Below are 17429 nucleotides of genomic sequence, written 5' to 3' on the forward strand. Positions count from 1 at the left end.
TGCGCAATCATGGGTCGCTTTGTGATGGGTCGCTTTGAGAGAGGAGAGACTCATATGAACAGGGCAATCGCATATTCGATCGCTTCGGCGGCACTTTGCTACGCAAGTGTCGCTGTGGCGGCAACGAGCACCTATACGACCACCGGGGGTCCGGAAAAGACGACCGGCAACGAGCAATACCAGGGCAGCTATCAGGAGGGCACCTCGGTCGTGACATTCTCCGATGGCACGCAAGTGAATGAGAACTGGACCTGCATCGGCGTCTCACAGCCGCCCAATGCAAAGCTGTTCGATTTCCACTTCGCCTGCGATGCAAGCGGGCCTTCGGGAACCTATTCGATGATTTTCGGCTGCAACAATGTTGAAAATGGTATGCAAGGCTGCGTCGGCGGGCTCAACGGCAAGACCGGGATCTATGAAGGCAAGAACGGTGCCACGACCTGGGCCGGACAGGGCGGCTCAGGATCGGGCACCATGCAATGGGCCGATTGAACTGAATCTCGGGAAGGGGCACGGGTCAGCAGCGAAAGCGCCCGTGCTCTTCGCGCTTGCAACATGGGCGGCATTAGGCAAGAGGCTTCGCCCATGAGCATGGAACAACTGATCGAAGCTGCACGCGTCAACAAGGCCTGGCCTTTTCAGGAAGCACAACGGCTGCTCAAACGCTATCCGGACGGCGTGAAGCCGGACGGCTCGCCCGTGCTGTTCGAAACCGGCTATGGCCCATCGGGCCTGCCGCATATCGGCACTTTTCAGGAAGTGCTGCGGACTACGCTCGTCCGCCGCGCCTTCGAAGCAATGATCGGTGCCAAGCCTGAAGACGGCAAGACGCGCCTCGTCGCCTTCAGCGATGATATGGACGGTCTGCGCAAGGTGCCCGACAATGTTCCGAACCAGGAACTGCTGGCCAAGCATTTGGGCAAGCCGCTCAGCCGCATTCCCGATCCGTTCGAAAAGGGGCATGAAAGCTTCGCGCATCACAACAACACCATGCTGCGTGAGTTCCTCGATCGCTTCGGCTTCGACTATGAATTCGTTGCATCGAACGACATGTACAATTCAGGACGCTTCGACGATGCGCTGAAGCAGGTGCTGCGCCACAACCAGGACATTCTCGACATCATGCTGCCGACCTTGCGCGAGGAGCGGCGGCAGACCTATTCGCCGGTCCTGCCGATCAGCCCCTCCACGGGACGCGTGCTGCAGGTGCCGGTTGAAATTGTCGATGCCGATACCGGGCTGGTTCGCTTCACTGACGAGGATGGCTCGCAGGTCGAGCAGTCGGCGCTCGGCGGTATGGCCAAGCTGCAGTGGAAGGTCGACTGGGCGATGCGTTGGTATGCACTGGGCGTCGACTATGAGATGTCCGGCAAGGATCTGACCGACAGTGTTACCCAGTCGGGCCGGATCGTGAAGGTGCTCGGTGGCCGCAAGCCCGAAGGGCTGATCTACGAGCTTTTCCTCGACGAAAAGGGCGAGAAGATCTCCAAGTCGAAGGGCAACGGCCTGACGATCGAGGAATGGCTGACCTATGGCAGCGAAGAGAGCCTGGGTTTCTACATCTTCCCCAATCCCAAGAGCGCAAAGCAGCTGCATGTCGGCGTGATCCCGCGCGCGGTCGACGATTACTGGCAATTTCGCCAGCGACTGCCCGAACAGGAGCTCGACAAGCAGCTGGGCAATCCGGCCTGGCACCTGCTGCGCGCCAATGGCGGTTTCGAAGCGGATGAAGCACCGGGCGCTGGCGACAGCTTGCCGGTTACCTATGGCCTGCTTCTGAATCTCGTCGGCGTATTGGGCGCAGGGGCCAGCCATGAGCAGGTGTGGTCCTATCTCGGCAACTACATCCACGATGCCGATCCTGCTCATCATCCAGAGCTGGATGTGCTGGTGGACAAGGCGCTGGCCTACAATCGCGATTTCGTCGCTCCAACGCTCAAGAAGCGCGCGCCGAGCGAGAACGAAGCAGCAGCCTTGCGTGCGCTGGATGATGTACTTGCAGGGCTCGATCCGGAAACGCCTGCCGAGGATATCCAGACCCAGGTTTACGAGATTGGCAAGAACGAGGAATTCGGCTTCGGCAATCTGCGCGACTGGTTCAAGGCGCTCTACGAGACCTTGCTGGGCAGCGAGCAGGGCCCGCGCATGGGCAGCTTCATCGCGCTTTACGGGATCGCAAACAGCCGCAAGCTGATCGCAGAGGCACTGGCGAACGCCTGATCGCGGTCAAGTGATCGCGGTCAAGTCCACTTGCGGGTGCGATACCACTTGGTGATGACGTATTTCGCGCCTTTCACCACGGGCGTCCCCGCATGCATTGTCCCTTCATTGGGCACACCATCTTCAGTCGCGTTGTTCCACACCAGCAGCACGCCGGGCTTGGGCTCGATCTTGATCCCGACGTTGGTGAAATGGGTCTCGCCGCCTTCCTCGACCTCGTTGAGAAAGGCCATCGCAGTCCAACTGCGCTGCCCGCCGCGCTTGCGCTCCAGCTTCCAGTAGTTTTCGCTGGTATAGAACCAGTCGTTATGCGGCTTGAATTGCTGGCCGGGCAGATAGCGCTGGCCCTGGATCGACTCACCGCAGATTGAACTGATGCCCAGCAGATCGTCGATCCGGCGCGAAATACCTCTTACGAAGCTGTCTTCGCGATCGAGGTCGCCCGAATAGGACGTCCGGAACCCGCTCGCATAATCCTGCTCGTGCAGCGTGCTGGGTTTTGCCACCAGATCAATCATCAGGCACAGGCGGTCGCACTCGGACTGGCTGAGGAAATCGCCCACAGCAAAGATTTCCGCAACATCGGTTTCGATCTTGTAGGCGTGCGGGTCGGCCTCAAGTCGTTCGCGCACCGAAGCGCCAATGCGTTTGAGAGCGGCCTGATCGGGTATCGGGGAAGTCTTGGTCATCGTGCTTTTCCTAGCAAGCCGGTCGCTTGCTGCAAGTGTGCTGCGCTCGCAGGTGCTTGCCGCGCACTTTCGCGATGCTAGGATAGGTCCAACCCCATCGGCAGGAGAGAGATGAATGACCACCGTAACGCAGGCACGCTATTCCGGCGTGGCGATGATATTGCATTGGCTGATCGCTATCGCTGTCATCGTAAACTGGCGTCTGGCTGAAAATTTCGAACATGCCGAGGATGCGGACAAGCTCTATTGGATCACCCAGCACAAGGCGCTGGGCATCACTATCCTGATCCTGAGTGTGCTTCGCCTGCTATGGCGTTTTACTCGCAGGCCGCCTGAATTGGCTGCCAGCCTGGCTGGGTGGGAAAGGTCGCTTGCCCGCGCGGTACATGTGATCTTCTACGTCATGCTCATCGGGCTGCCGATCGGTGGCTGGGTGGCGAGCTCCTTCAGCCATTATCCGATCGATTTCTGGGGGCTGTTCAACGTGCCCCTGCTTCCGGTCGCAGAAAACAAGGAACTCGGTCACGAAATTGCTGAAGCACATGGCGCCGGCGCCACTTTCCTGTTGCTGCTGGTCGTGTTGCACATCGTCGGCGCGCTCAAGCACACGCTGATCGACAAGGACGGCAATATCCACCGTATGCTGCCGTGGGGCCCCGAGCCCAAGGCCTGATTCCGGGTACCTGCAACAAGAAACCCCCATCCGCTGCGGCGAATGGGGGTCCTTGGTGGCTCGCCCCGTTCTATTCGCTCAGGGGCCAGCACTTCGGGAGTAGGTTTACCAGAAGAAGTCGTAGATCACGTCGACCACTTCTCCGGTGTACATATCCACCAGCAACACATCGTCGTAATAGCGCACCCAGCGATAGGGGCCATAGACGTCCGGCAGGCGGTATTGCCACGGATTGCTGATCCAGTAGCGGTTGGAATAGAACAGGCTGTCGAGGAAGAACCCGATGCTCAGCCGGCTGTAGTGGTGATAGCGATAGGGCGAGTAATAGCGCCCCAGCCGGTAGATATGCCGGTGGTCGCGGCGATGTTTGTACCAGTTATAGCGATGGTTCTTGCGCCAATGTTTGCGGTCCCACCGGCGATAGTCATGCCGTGCCTGGCGATAGCCGTCGTGCCGCCCGTCGCGATATGAGCCGCGGCGTCCGTCACGATATCCATCGCGGTAGGAGCCGTGGCGCCCGTCGCGATAGCCGTCCCGGCGGTCGCCTCGCCGTTCCCAGCGGTTGCGGTCGCGATGCCGGTCACGGTCGCGATTTGCCTCGCGATAGGTGCGATTGCGCCTGGTATCCGAATAGCTGTGGTTGCGCCGTGCATCGACTGCGCGGGTCTCGCGGCGATCGCTGCGATTCCATTCGCGCGTGCTGCGCTCCTTCGCAATGTCAGCGCGGCGGTCGCTGCGGTTCCAGTCGCGGCCACGGCGTTCCTCGCCGCGGTTGCGGGCCTGTTGAGCCTGTGCCCGCCGAATGTTCTGCCGCATTTCAGGCCGCTGGTGAACATCACGGGCCGAGCGGCGATCCTGCTGGGCCGAGCGGCGGTTCTGCTGGGTCGAGCGACGCTCCTGGCGCATTTCGCGGCGCTGCTGGCGATTCTCGCTACGCACCTGCCGTAGCTGCGGCCGCTGGCTTCGCTCTGCCTTGTAACGTGGGCTCTGGTCGCGTTCCTTCGCCCCAGCCGCTTCGGGCAGGGCCGTCAGCGCCATCGCGGCAGCGAGGGCGGAGTACGCGCTACCCTTCAAGAATTGGGAAATCGACATGTTAGGCTCCTGTCATGCCGCTCCACCAAGTGCGGCCCTGTTTGATAAGGCTCTGATACTTTGCGAGTGCTGTCACAGAACTGAACCGGCCATACAGGCTTCTGTTCATGTTTCGCGCCATCTTTCTTAATATCGGTCGGCATTCGAATGCCGGAACGATCGATCATTGGACTCCGCACTGCGAGAGAGTAGGGGCGGCGCATGTCCCGTCTTTCCCGCATACTCGATGCCATTCCCAGACCGGATGCGGGCGATCTGTTTCAGATGCAGGATTGGCACCGGCGGCTGGCGACGCTGGTCGGGGCGCTGCTGATCGGCCTGATGGCGCTGGTCTTTACCTATGCGGGCGACAGCGCCCAGCACCTGTTTGAACAATTGGTCGAGCGCTATCGGTGGGCACCGCTGGTACTGACACCCGCGCTGTTCGTCGCCATCGTGATGGTGACGCGCAAGCTCGCCCCTGAAACGCGCGGCTCGGGCATTCCGCAAGTAATCGCCGCCGCGCGAGAGCCCGATGCCAAGGGCACTGCGCCGCTTGTCTCGCTCAAGGCGGGGCTGGCCAAGATCGCGCTGACGGTGGCGGCAATGTTTGGCGGTGCCTCGGTCGGGCGCGAAGGTCCGACGGTGCAGCTGGGTGCAGCGATCATGGTCCAGATCCATCGCCTGTTCGGCGTGCGCCTGACCTCTGGCGTCTATATCGCGGGCGGGGCGGCAGGCGTCGCGGCGGCGTTCAACACGCCGCTGGCCGGAATCAGCTTTGCGATCGAGGAACTGGCCGTCGCTTATGAGCAGCGTATTGCCGTGCTTGTGATGGGTGCTGTCATGATTTCGGGCCTGACTGCACAGGGACTTGCAGGCAACTATGTATATTTCGGACACGTCGGGGGGCACTTGCCGATCACGACAGTGCTGATCGTGGCCCCGGTTGCAGGTATCCTCGGCGGCGTCCTCGGCGGGCTGTTTGCCCGGCTCATGCTCGCGCTGCGCGGACCGGGAGGCAAGTGGCGCGGAGCGCTGGAGCGCAAGCCCTTGCTGGTCGCGTTCATCTGCGGACTGGTGGTCGCTGTACTCGGCATCGCCAGTAACGGCGCAAGCTGGGGCACGGGATACGAGCCAACCAAGGCGCTGCTCGAAGGCGGCGCGATCGATCCGCTGTTCGGTCCTGCCAAATTCGTTGCCGCGCTCGCCACGGCGGTCAGCGGAATGCCCGGCGGCATCTTCGCTCCCTCGCTTGCAGTCGGCGCTGGTTTCGGCAGCCTGCTGACCTGGCCGTTCGATGCGGACCAGGCGGGCGCCATCGTGCTGCTCGGCATGGCGGGATACTTCGTCGGTGTTGTTCGTGCGCCGCTGACGGCGGTGATCATCCTCAGCGAAGCGACGGGCAGTACTGGAGCGATTCTGCCGCTGTTCGCCACTGCGCTGATCGGCGACTGGGCCAGCACCATGGTATGCCGCAAACGCCTCTACCACGCGTTGGCGGAGGATTTTGCAGCCCCTCCTGAATCAAGACCTTCCGGCGATGTTAAGTAGATTCGGGCACCAATTTTCCTTGATCGGAAACTGCACCGGCAACCTTCGCGCTATACGCATCTATTTCATATAGAACGAAAATATTCATTCTGTGGCGATATCTGACTGGCTCTCGAATGGATGTTCGAGTCCGTTTCAGGAAGACGCCGAGGCTGCGCCTTAAGCAATTTGGTAACGCTACCGGAATATATGGCCTGGCTCGTCTCGCTTCAGGGCGCGACGAATGGGAGCCAGGCATATAAAACAGAACGGGCGTCAGAAATGAGCGAAACCAAGAGGATCCTGATTTTCTCCGATAACCCAGGGGATGACTATGTCTCCCGGATTCATTCCGGCGTCAGCAAGGTCGGCTCCGCCGAACGTTTCGAAATCAAGTCGGTGAACATCTATCGCCACAGGCGCAGCATTACAGAAGTCATGGAGGAAACCGGCTGCAACGGGCTCATCGTTACACCTCCGGTTTCGGATGACCGGCACTCGATCCTTCAGATTGAAACGCGCGGCATTCCCTATGTCCGTATTGCGCCGCTGCTCGATCTCGACAAGGGCAACCGGGTAACCATGGACGAGTTTGATGCTGCCGCAGCGATCACCGGCCTGCTGGTCAATAATGGCCATCGCCGGATCGGCATCATGCGCGGCCCCAATACCCATCTGGTCAGCATGCGGCGCTACAATGGCTATACGCACGCGCTTGGGGCGAAGGGCCTGCGGGTCGACAATTCGCTTGTGGTACAAGGGGACTTCACGCGTCAGTCCGGCCGCGAGCAGGCCAGAAAGCTGTTTGCAGCCAAACCTACGGCGATCTTTGCAAGCAATGATGAAATGGCCGCCGGAATTATCGACGCGGCAAATGAAGCGGGAATATCGATTCCCGGGACGATCTCACTGGTTGGCTATGACGATGTTGCGGTGGCCAATACCACTCGTCCGCGCCTGACGACTGTCCGTCAGCCGCTCGAAGAGATGGGTGAGGCGGCTTGCAGGCTGCTGGTCGACCAGATCCGCAACCCCTCAAGGCCCTGCCAGCACACGCTTGTCCCGTTCGAGATCGTCGAGCGTGAATCGGTGGCCGAATATGTCGCTGAGCCGGATGAGACCCCGCGCTTGAGGTCGAACTCGATTTCGATCTAATCGAATCCCGCCCTCCGGGTCTTTGCGATGCTCCGATCGCGCGGCGCATGGCAGCTGTTTCGCTTTCAAGATGTGCCTCAACCGCGCCGCCTCGCGGGTTCTTCATCTGGAGCTAATCTTACCGGCTGAGAGGCGGTCATCGCCTGCCACCAGCGCTATCGCCCCCCTGTGCATAACATCCTCGCCAAGGCCAATAATGGTGATAGGTTGAAAGACGGGGCGCGTAGCGGGGGCTTGGGGCAAGATGGCTACGATTTTTGCAGGTGGGAAAACCTTAAATCCATTGCACAAAGTGCTCGGTTTCAGCTTTGCGCTGGCGATCGGGATGGGGAATGTCATCGGTGCCGGGATAATGAGAACGCCTGGCGGTGTGGTCGATAACATCCCATCCATGCCAATCGTGATGGGTCTATGGCTGTTGGGCGGCTTGCATTGCCTCCTTCTCGCCAACATCGCTTCGGAGCTGATTACCGCCATTCCCAAGGTCGGCGGCAATTACGTTCCTGTTCGCTTTGTATTCGGGGACTCTCTTGGGCTGTTGGCGGGTTGGGCGGATTGGCTCTCGGCGATCGCTTCAGTCGCGGCCCTTGGCGTGGTTTGCGCCAATTTTACCGCGGTGCTGATCCCGCCGCTGGGCGCATATACGCCGCTCGTAGCCATGGCATTCGGCGCAATGTCGTTCGCAGTGAATTTCTGGGGCGTAAGGGAGAGTGCGGCGGCAGAAATTGGTGGCAGCTTGCTGAAGTTCCTATTCCTTTGCGCGATCGTGGTCGCGATCTTCGTCTACCCGCCGCTTTCGCTGGAGATTCAATCTTCGCCCAATCAAGCGGGCGGAGAGTCGACGTTCGGCCTCTTCGGCATATTGATCGCCTATCAACTGATCTACGGCGCGTACGGCGGCTGGTCTGGATCGACCTATTTCGTTGAAGAAGACTCCCATGCGATCCGACACTTGCCCCGCGCAATGTTCATGACTGTGGGGTCTATCATGGTGGTCTATCTCTTGCTCAATGCCGGGCTGTTCCACGCGCTACCGATCGACGTGTTGCGACAGTCAGACCTTCCCGTTTCGGTCGCGATGGCCAATATCTTCGGGCCGATTGGTGGAAAGATAGTCGCCGCCTGTGCGATACTGCTTGCTGCCAATTGCCTGCACGGCAACCTCATGGTCGCTCCGCGAATTCTTTATGGCATGGGGCGCGATGGATTGTTCCCTTTGATTGCAACGCGCGTGAACAAGCATGGAACCCCGGATGTCGCTTTGGCCATTTCCGGTCTATTTGCAGCAGTATTGATCTTGTCAGGCGGGTTCGAGTTCCTGTTCCGCCTCATGGGCGCCCTGATCATCTTTACCTTCGTCCTTTACGAAGCCTCGCTGTTCGGACTCAGGATAAAGCATCCCAACCTGCCGCGTCCCTACAGGGCCAAGCTCTATCCTGCGCTTCCAATCCTGGTCACGCTGGTGGATGTGGCATTGCTTGTGCTCTATATTTCGACCGACCTCTTCAGCGGAGGGGTGATGCTGGGGCTGATCGCGTTATGCGTGCCGATTGGTCACTACCTCTCACGGGAGCGCCAAAGGGCTCGGGCTGCTTGAAACCCGGCCAATCTTGCGCACGCTGACAGCTATCTTCTCCCGTTACCTAGTCAGCTTCTTGTACGCCAGACGCGTAGGCCGATCCGCAGCATCGCCCAGGCGGCGGCGCTTGTCTTCCTCATAGGCTTCGAAATTGCCCTCGAACCATTCGACATGGCTGTTGCCTTCGAAGGCGAGGATATGGGTGGCCAGGCGGTCGAGGAAGAAGCGGTCGTGCGAGATAACCACGGCGCAGCCGGCGAAGTTCTCGATTGCCTCTTCCAGCGCGCCGAGCGTTTCGACGTCCAGATCGTTGGTCGGTTCGTCCAGCAGCAGCACATTGCCGCCTTCCTTCAGCATCTTGGCCATGTGGACGCGGTTGCGCTCACCGCCTGACAACTTGCCGACATTCTTCTGCTGGTCGGCGCCCTTGAAATTGAAGGCACCGACATAGGCGCGGGTCGACATGTCGTGGCCGTTGACCTTCATGTAATCGAGCCCGTCGGAGATTTCCTCCCACACATTGTGCTTGGGATCGAGGTGATCGCGGCTCTGATCGACATATCCCAGTCGCACGGTGTCGCCGATCTCGATGCTGCCTGAATCGGGCTCTTCCTTGCCGGTGATGATCCTGAACAGGGTGGATTTACCCGCGCCGTTGGGGCCGATCACGCCCACGATACCGCCCGGAGGCAGAGTGAAGGACAGGTCTTCGAACAGCAGCTTGTCGCCATAGGCCTTGGAGATACCCTTGGCCTCGATCACCTTGCCGCCGAGCCGTTCGGGAACCTGGATCACGATCTGTGCCTTGCCGGGCTTGCGGTCGGACTGCGCGTCCTGCAGCGCTTCGAACTTGCGGATACGCGCCTTGCTCTTGGTCTGGCGCGCACTGGGCGTCTGCCGGATCCATTCGAGTTCGCGGCTGAGCGCTTTCTGGCGGCCCGATTCCTCGCGGCTTTCCTGTTCGAGGCGCTTGGCCTTCTTCTCGAGATAGGTCGAGTAGTTACCTTCGTATGGGTAGTAGGAGCCGCGATCGAGCTCGAGGATCCAGCCGACCACGTGATCGAGGAAGTAGCGATCGTGGGTGATCATCAGCACCGCACCGGCATATTCCTTGAGGTGGTTTTCCAGCCATTCGACGCTTTCGGCGTCGAGGTGGTTGGTCGGCTCATCCAGCAGCAGGATCGAGGGTTTCTGGATCAGCAGGCGGGTGAGCGCGACACGGCGCTTCTCACCGCCGGACAGATCTGTCACCGGCCAGTCCCCCGGCGGGCAGCGCAATGCCTCCATCGCGATTTCAAGCTGGTTGTCCAGCGTCCAGCCGTCCACCGCGTCAATCTTGGTCTGAAGGTCGGCCATCTCTTCGCCGAGCTTTTCGTAATCGGCATCGGGCTCTGCCATTTCGGCGGCAACGGCGTTGTAGCGCTCGACCAGATCGGCGGTTTCGCGCGCGCCATCCTTGACGTTCTCGAGCACGGTTTTGGTAGAGTCCAGTTCCGGCTCCTGTTCAAGATAGCCGACGGTAATGTTCTCGCCCGGCCAGGCCTCGCCAGTGAAATCCGTGTCGATCCCGGCCATGATCTTGATCAGGGTGGACTTGCCCGCGCCGTTTGGCCCGACGATGCCGATCTTCGCGCCCTGGTAGAATTGCAGATTGATATCGCTGAGCACCGGTTTCTGGGCACCGGGGAAGGTCTTGGTCATGTTCTTCATGACATAGGCGTATTGCGCGGCCATCGGGTCGTCCTTGCATCGGATTCTTGAGTGAAAAGATTTGCCGCGCAGATAGGGATTGCGGCGGGTTAGGGCAAGCTGGACTTCGCTAGACATGCAAGGGACGGGGCGATAGCAGCTTGGGCCATGAAAAGATTCGCATTTGCGCTGGTTGCGCTCTCGCTCTCCCCTTCCATCGCCGCAGCCTCTTCCCAGAGCGCCCTGGTGGGTCAGGCCGACAAGGCGCTGTCGGATGACAGGATCGCGTGGGATTTCGTCGAGGGCATCACGACAGAGGTCGGCCCACGCATGGCTGGAACCGAGGCGGAGGCACGCGGCCGCGCATGGGCCGTGAACTGGCTCAAGGCTCACGGCTTCGCCAACGTCGCTATTGAGCCATTCGATATGCAGACCTGGGTGCGCGGCGAAGAACGTGCCAGCGTCACCGCTCCCTTCGCCCAGCCAATGCGCATCACCGCTTTGGGACGCTCCGCCTCAACCGGACCTGACGGGATCGAAGCCGAAGTGATCCATTTCCCGAGCTACGCCGATCTGAAAGATGCTTCACCGGGCAGCCTGGCGGGCAAGATCGCCTTCATCAGCCATGACATGAAACCCACGCAGGATGGATCGGGCTATGGCTTTGCCGGACCTGCACGCTGGACCGGGCCGAGCCTCGCCTCCAGCAAGGGCGCGATCGCGACGGTGATCCGCTCGGTCGGAACCGAGAACCACCGTACGCCGCATACTGGTGGGACGACCTTTGCCGAAGGCGTCACGCCGATCCCTGCAGGCGCGATCAGCAATCCCGATGCTGATAATCTAGAGCGGATCTTTGCACGGGCCGGAGATCGACCAGTCCGGGTCAAGCTGGTGCTTACCCCGCGCGATATGGGCACAACCCAGAGCGGGAATGTGGTGGGCGAGATCGTGGGCCGCAATCCCTCGTTGCCACCGGTACTGCTCGCTTGCCATCTCGATAGCTGGGACCTTGGCACTGGCGCGGTGGACGATGGCGCAGGCTGCGCGATCATTGCCGCCGCTGCGCTGCATGTGGCGCGGGCTGGCCAGCCGCTGCGGACCATCCGTGTGCTTTTCGCCGGGGCCGAGGAGACCGGCCTTTGGGGCAGTGCGGCTTATGCCGCCGCGCACAAGGATGAACCGATGGCAGTCGGGCTCGAAAGCGATTTCGGGGCGGACCGGATCTGGCGCTTCGATAGCAATTTTCGCCAGAGCAACCCGAGCTTGCACACGAAGATCGCACGTGCGGTGGCCCGCTTTGGTGTCGCAAACGGTATGCAAGAGGCCACTGGTGGAGCCGATCTCAATATCGTTCGCGAACAGAAGTCAGCGATCGTCGATCTGCAGCAGGACGGCACGCACTACTTCGACCTGCATCACACGCCCGACGATACGCTCGACAAGATCGATCCGCTGCAGCTCAGGCAGAATGTCGCGGTCTGGACGCAGGTGGTCGCGATTCTGGCTGATGAGGCAGGACCGATCAAAGGGACCAATCTGGAGGAAGACGTAACGCCGCGGTGATCGCGGGCGTTGCGTCGGCGCAACGCGGACGAAACAAGAATCGCGTTTTCCACGCGGGGAAATTGACGCAGCGCAGGATTGTCGCAACTGCGTGACAAGTTCAATTCGCATTCGGGTCCAAAATCGATCTCCGAGACGGCGAGCAGTCTTGCGCGACCGCCGACGAGTTACATGGGGCAAGCAGATGAAGCATCTCTCCAGCTATTTCGTTTCCGCGGCGAGTGTCGCCCTCTCCGCATCTCTCCTGGCAGCGACACCGGCTATCGCCCAGGATGCGGCAGCAAATGCCGAAGCCGATGAAGGCATCGGTGTGATCATCGTCACTGCGCAAAGGCGCGAAGAGAATATCCAGGACGTTCCGATTTCTGTGACCGCGGTGAGCCAGGATCAACTGACTGCCCTGGGCAGCGGTGGGCAGGATATCCGCGCACTATCGGGCAAGGTTCCAAGCCTGGTGGTCGAATCCTCCTATGGCCGCACATTCCCGCGCTTCTACATTCGCGGCCTTGGCAATACCGACTTCGATTACAACGCTTCGCAGCCTGTGAGCCTGATCTACGATGACGTGGTTCTCGAAAACCCGGTCCTGAAGGGCTTTCCCATGTTCGACATGCAGCAGGTAGAGGTCTTGCGCGGGCCGCAGGGAACGCTGTTCGGTCGCAATACGCCAGCGGGTATCGTGAAGTTCGATTCGGTCAAACCGCAAGACGATTTCGGCGGCTATGCCCGCGTATCATACGGTCGCTTTGAGAACGTGAACGCTGAAGGTGCGCTCAATCTGGCCTTGAGCGACAATTTCGCAGTGCGCGTTTCGGCGCTGTATCAACGCCAAAGTGACTATGTCGACAATGTCCTGCCTTCGGGCACACAAAGGAACGCCTTCGGCGGTTTCGAGGATTTCGCATTCCGTATCCAGGCCGAGGCCGAGCCAACCGACGGCTTCGAAATCCTTCTGACGGGTCAGATTCGTGATCTTGAGGGTACCGCGCGACTTTTCCGCGCCAACAATTTCACGCGCGGTCAGAAAGGCCTCAACGACAATTTTGACCGCTACAGCGTCTCGACTGACGGCAAGAACGATCAGAGCCTCAAGGCACAGAATTTCTCTGCGCGGATCACCATGGATCTGGGGCCCGTTTCGCTGATCTCCGTCACCAGCTACTGGAATGCGGATTCGACTTCGGTAGGCGATGTCGATGGCGGCTTTGGTGCGAACTTCCTGCCGCCCGATCTCTACGGCCCGGGTGAAATTCCGTTTACCGCCGAAACGCGGGATACAGTGCCCGATCTCGACCAGCTGACCCAGGAAATCAGGATTGCCAGCAATGGCGACGGGCCGCTCAGCTATCAGGCTGGGTTCTTCTATTTCGACGAAGACCTGCAGATCCTGAGCGAGAATTATTCGACACTCGGCGATCCCCTGAATGCGCCGGGCGGGGTTAATATCGTTGTCAGCCAGGACCAGCGGAGCGAGGCCTTTGGCCTGTTCGGCTCGCTAACCTATGAGCTTACGGACCAACTGAGCGTCACCGGCGGTATTCGCTACAATGACGACAAGCGGGAATTCGTTGTCGTTCGCAGCCAGGACACACAATTTCCGACCTTCCTGCAGAATCCGCTTGGCACAGTAAGTCGCGAAGTCAGTGACAACACCGTCACCTGGGATGCCAGTGTGCGCTATGAAGCCAGCGACGATCTGAACCTCTATGCGCGCGTAGCGCGAGGCTATCGTGCGCCGAGCATCCAGGGACGCATCCTCTTCCCGCCAGCAACGGCCACGCCGCTTGAAGATGGCGTTTCGGTGGCAGATTCGGAAACGATCACGTCGTATGAAGCGGGCGTCAAATCGACATTGTTCGGCGGACGTGCTCGGATCAATCTCTCCGGCTTCTATTATGACCTGAACAATGCGCAGCTCACAGCGGTGGGCGGCGACGTGAACGCGAACCGCGTAATCAACGCCGACAATGTGCGCGGCTATGGTTTCGAGCTGGATGCAGAAATCGCACCGACCAGCGGCCTGCTGTTCACTGCGGGTGTCAGCTACAACAACACCGAGATTCAGGACGAGGACCTCACCTCCGCTGCATGTGGTGGGACCAGGGTCGATACCTTCCCGGACGTATCGCTGTGCACGATCCTCGATCCGATCGAGATTGCAGCTGCACCCTTCTCGGCGGCGATCGTCAACATCAATGGCAACAGCCTGCCGCAATCGCCGCGCTGGATCGCGAATGTCACGGCGCGCTACGCAGTCCCGGTCGGCGATGGCGAAGTCTATTTCTTCACTGACTGGGCATACCGTTCGAAGATCAACTTCTTCCTCTATGAATCGGTCGAGTTTCAGGACGATCATATGCTGGAAGGCGGTGTACGTGCCGGCTACAAGACCGACCGATTTGAAGTCGCCGCATTCGTCCGCAACATCACCAAGGATACATCGGCGGTGTCGGGGATCGACTTCAACAACCTCACCGCGATGGTCAACGAGCCGCGCATCTGGGGCATCGAAGCCGGCGTGACCTTCTAGACTTCGCGCGGGCGGGGCGGCTCTGCTGCCCCGTTCGCGAAGCTGCGCCGCATTCTTCCGGGCAGGAGCAAGGCCTGAAACACGGCTCTCGAGAGCAGAAAAAGCGCGAAGCTGCCCCAAAGCGCACCATTGCCCAGTGGCCAGGTGAGCCACAGCGCGAGCGCGAAGACCACGGCTGCTCCCGCCATGGAAAGCAGCATGGCGCGAGTCCAGCTCGCGCCCACGAACACCCCATCGAACACGAAGCTGGACACCCCGGCGAAGGGGATCGCCACAAGCCACAATGCCTGGCGCATGGCTTCTCGCGCGACACCCTCGGTCGCGGCGAAGCTGGCGAGGATGGGATCGGCAAAGAGCAGGAAGCCTGCGGACAGGATCGCGGCCGCCACCAGCCCGCGCCACAGGATCGCTCGCACATAACCGGCAAATCCCGCGCGGTCGCCTGCGCCCAGCCGCTCCCCATTGAGCACCTGCGCGGCATTCTCGAACCCGTCGAGCAGCAGCGCGCTGAAAATGAAGAGCTGGTAGATGATACCGTTGGCTGCGAGTACTTCCGGTCCGCGCTCAGCACTGAGCCGCGTCAGCGCTGCGAGCGAAATCGTAAGCACCAATGTGCGCAGGAAGAGGTCGCGATTGAGGCTGAGGAAGGGGCGGATAGCATCCCAGCGGAGCACGGCGCGGTCGCGTAGGGCGGCGAGGAGTGATGCTCCCGCCGATCCCGTCGTCACCATCGCCAGAAGTGCGGTTAGCTTGGCATATTCGGCAATGAAGCTGGACCAGCCGATGCCCGCTATGCCCCATTGCAACTGGAGCGCCAGCAGTAGGCCAAGCGCGACATTGATTACGTTATAGGCCACCTCGATCCAGAGCACGGCAATCATTTGCCGCCTTCCGACAAGGAAGCCCATAAGGGCCAGATTGAGCATGACGCCCGGCGCAGTCCAATAGCGGATATTGGCATAGGTACGGGCAGCGGCCAGAACTTCGCCCTTGGCACCCAGTGCGTCGAGCGCAAGCGGCATCAGAAGCGGCTTGGCCAACAAGAGAACGACAGCGATCGTCAGGCCAATCGCAATGCCGCGTGCCAACAATCTGGCCTGCGCGCTTTCTCCCCCATGCTCCCCGGCGCGCGTGCCAGCTTGCGCCACCAGCCCGGTGGTGCCGGTCTTGAGGAAGTTCATGACGGTGAACAGAACGGCGAACAGGCGTGCGCCGACATCGACCGCGCCTTGCGTTGCGGCATCCTCCAGCCGCCCTACGATCCACATGTCACCCAAACCGATCAATGCGGTCGCTACATTGGTGACCATGGCGGGCAGGGCGATGGCCCAGATCGCGCGCCTATCCAGGTTCAGAGGCTTTGGAGTCGCCATGAAGCGTGGCTTACGCCGGAGAGTGCAGGCGGGAAACGTTTGGCCGGATCATTTCCACCGGGGCGCCTGGCCCCATGTGCATCATCGAAACTGGTCGGGGAGACTGGATTCGAACCAGCGACCCCCTGTACCCAAAACAGGTGCGCTACCAGGCTGCGCCACTCCCCGACCGTTTCGTGCCGCATCAACCGCGCCCCGGTGGTGGGCCCGGCAGGATTCGAACCCGCGACCTAGCCGTTATGAGCGGCCAGCTCTAACCGCTGAGCTACAGGCCCGTCCGGATGCGGCGATGCGGAACGCGCCCTACATTGGGTCTGCAGGTCTTACAAGCCGGTGTTTGCATCCAATCAACGGACAACTGAATCCATGATCTCGGCAATGGTAGTGGGGCGCACGTTCAACTGGCCGCAATAGGCGTAGATGAGCCTGAACCAGTCATACAGCGCGTCGAGGTCCTCTTCGCTACGGATATAGGGCGTATGGCCGATGTCCAGGGACGGGCTGTGGAAGCTGAGAACCAGCACAGGCAACCCGTCATCCACCGCGATATCGACGCCGCGCAGAGCCTCTTCCGCAGTCACTCCTTCGGGCGTCAGTGCTATCCGTTCCAGCATACCCATCCTGGCCAGTGCCCCGCCGAGCCGCGGCATCCGTTCCGTCAAGGGATAGATTTGCGGCCCCTGCTTGCGCAGCATTCCCCAAAACACGCTGGTCACCGGAAGTTCGAGCAATTGGCGTTCCGGATCGATCCAATAGGGCCAGAGCGGATGATGCGAATAGTCCGGGCCGTTGCCCTCGCGATAATCGAAATTGGCGCGAACCGATGTGTCAATCGCCACCCGGGCTTCCTTGAGGATCGTGGCGGTTTGCGGGCCAAGCCCATAGCGGCCTGCGCGATAGCTGGCCGGTACGGTGCCGAACCGATCTTCGACCTTGTTACGCAGCTGGACCAGCTTGTCGCGTTCAAGCTGAGAGGGGAGGTTCCCGGCATAGGAATTATGCGCATTGACCTCTTCATCGAAGGGCGGGTTGACCCAGGGATGAAGCTGGATTCCCACTTCGGCCTTGCCGCGCTTTACCGCATCCCCGATCAGATCGACCGCCAGGTCGGAGGTAACGATTGGCCAGTCGACCAGATACACCGGGCTTACGCCAAGTCCTTCGCAGAACTCCTGGAAATTGCGCAGTCGGATAACGTGATCGAGGCTGTAGCCGGTCGAACTGAAAGGTGCATTCCAGTCGAACTCCTCTTCGGTATCGACCGTCAACAGCACACGTTGGCCAAAGTCCGCCGAGAAGCTCGCCCGTGCCGAATGCGCTGGCGGTTGAAGCATCGAAACTTTCGAGATGGCCA

At 60.4% G+C, this 17429-nt stretch carries 13 protein-coding genes and 2 tRNA genes; 8 read left to right on the forward strand and 7 right to left on the reverse strand.

Features of this window, described 5'->3' with window-relative positions:
• Window positions 1-54 precede the first annotated feature (54 nt).
• Window positions 55-492 (forward strand): hypothetical protein, encoded by a 438-nt coding sequence (locus ACQY6C_RS03775; RefSeq protein WP_427964930.1) that lies wholly within the window; start codon window positions 55-57, stop codon window positions 490-492.
• Between the two features lie 93 nt (window positions 493-585).
• Complete coding sequence (locus ACQY6C_RS03780; protein ID WP_427964933.1) at window positions 586-2220, forward strand: lysine--tRNA ligase; 1635 nt, start codon at window positions 586-588, stop codon at window positions 2218-2220.
• Between the two features lie 20 nt (window positions 2221-2240).
• Here the strand turns inward: ACQY6C_RS03780 and ACQY6C_RS03785 are convergent, their stop codons facing one another.
• Window positions 2241-2909, reverse strand: coding sequence for a 2OG-Fe(II) oxygenase (locus ACQY6C_RS03785; RefSeq protein WP_427964935.1), 669 nt, complete (start codon window positions 2907-2909; stop codon window positions 2241-2243).
• Between the two features lie 115 nt (window positions 2910-3024).
• Here ACQY6C_RS03785 and ACQY6C_RS03790 point away from each other — a divergent pair, with 115 nt between their 5' ends.
• Window positions 3025-3582, forward strand: coding sequence for a cytochrome b (locus tag ACQY6C_RS03790; protein ID WP_427964938.1), 558 nt, complete (start codon window positions 3025-3027; stop codon window positions 3580-3582).
• A 105-nt stretch (window positions 3583-3687) separates the two neighbouring features.
• Here ACQY6C_RS03790 and ACQY6C_RS03795 read toward each other — a convergent pair whose 3' ends face one another.
• Window positions 3688-4620, reverse strand: a complete 933-nt coding sequence (locus tag ACQY6C_RS03795) for an RcnB family protein (protein ID WP_427964941.1) — start codon at window positions 4618-4620, stop codon at window positions 3688-3690.
• Between the two features lie 255 nt (window positions 4621-4875).
• Here ACQY6C_RS03795 and ACQY6C_RS03800 point away from each other — a divergent pair, with 255 nt between their 5' ends.
• The 3 genes from ACQY6C_RS03800 (at window position 4876) to ACQY6C_RS03810 (ending at window position 8935) form a co-directional block, all read left to right on the forward strand.
• On the forward strand, window positions 4876-6204 hold the full coding sequence (locus tag ACQY6C_RS03800) for a chloride channel protein (protein WP_427964944.1): 1329 nt from the start codon (window positions 4876-4878) through the stop codon (window positions 6202-6204).
• A 261-nt stretch (window positions 6205-6465) separates the two neighbouring features.
• Window positions 6466-7338, forward strand: coding sequence for a substrate-binding domain-containing protein (locus ACQY6C_RS03805; RefSeq protein WP_427964947.1), 873 nt, complete (start codon window positions 6466-6468; stop codon window positions 7336-7338).
• 292 nt (window positions 7339-7630) lie between these two features.
• Window positions 7631-8935 (forward strand): APC family permease, encoded by a 1305-nt coding sequence (locus tag ACQY6C_RS03810; RefSeq protein WP_427964950.1) that lies wholly within the window; start codon window positions 7631-7633, stop codon window positions 8933-8935.
• A gap of 42 nt (window positions 8936-8977) precedes the next feature.
• Here the strand turns inward: ACQY6C_RS03810 and ettA are convergent, their stop codons facing one another.
• Window positions 8978-10651 carry an energy-dependent translational throttle protein EttA gene (gene ettA, locus ACQY6C_RS03815; protein ID WP_427964953.1) on the reverse strand — a complete coding sequence of 558 codons (1674 nt, stop codon included), beginning with the start codon at window positions 10649-10651 and terminating at the stop codon, window positions 8978-8980.
• A 123-nt stretch (window positions 10652-10774) separates the two neighbouring features.
• Here ettA and ACQY6C_RS03820 point away from each other — a divergent pair, with 123 nt between their 5' ends.
• Together ACQY6C_RS03820 and ACQY6C_RS03825 are read left to right on the forward strand one after the other, a co-directional pair.
• Window positions 10775-12172, forward strand: a complete 1398-nt coding sequence (locus ACQY6C_RS03820; RefSeq protein ID WP_427964956.1) for a M20/M25/M40 family metallo-hydrolase — start codon at window positions 10775-10777, stop codon at window positions 12170-12172.
• A gap of 184 nt (window positions 12173-12356) precedes the next feature.
• A complete protein-coding gene (locus ACQY6C_RS03825; protein ID WP_427964959.1) occupies window positions 12357-14702 on the forward strand; it encodes a TonB-dependent receptor in 2346 nt (781 codons plus the stop codon).
• On the opposite strand, the gene ACQY6C_RS03830 is transcribed toward ACQY6C_RS03825, so the two are convergent.
• The 4 genes from ACQY6C_RS03830 to ACQY6C_RS03845 all read right to left on the reverse strand — a co-directional run bounded on the left by ACQY6C_RS03830 (window position 14699) and on the right by ACQY6C_RS03845 (window position 17409).
• Window positions 14699-16075, reverse strand: a complete 1377-nt coding sequence (locus ACQY6C_RS03830) for an MATE family efflux transporter (protein ID WP_427964962.1) — start codon at window positions 16073-16075, stop codon at window positions 14699-14701. The two genes, ACQY6C_RS03825 and ACQY6C_RS03830, sit on opposite strands and share 4 nt — an antisense overlap.
• A gap of 91 nt (window positions 16076-16166) precedes the next feature.
• A tRNA-Pro gene (locus ACQY6C_RS03835) sits at window positions 16167-16243 on the reverse strand.
• A gap of 31 nt (window positions 16244-16274) precedes the next feature.
• A tRNA-Ile gene (locus ACQY6C_RS03840) sits at window positions 16275-16350 on the reverse strand.
• Window positions 16351-16422: 72 nt separating this feature from the next.
• Window positions 16423-17409, reverse strand: a complete 987-nt coding sequence (locus tag ACQY6C_RS03845; RefSeq protein WP_427964965.1) for a polysaccharide deacetylase family protein — start codon at window positions 17407-17409, stop codon at window positions 16423-16425.
• Window positions 17410-17429: the final 20 nt, after the last annotated feature.

The organism is Altererythrobacter sp. (assembly GCF_050299635.1).
Classification (GTDB): Bacteria; Pseudomonadota; Alphaproteobacteria; order Sphingomonadales; family Sphingomonadaceae; genus Erythrobacter.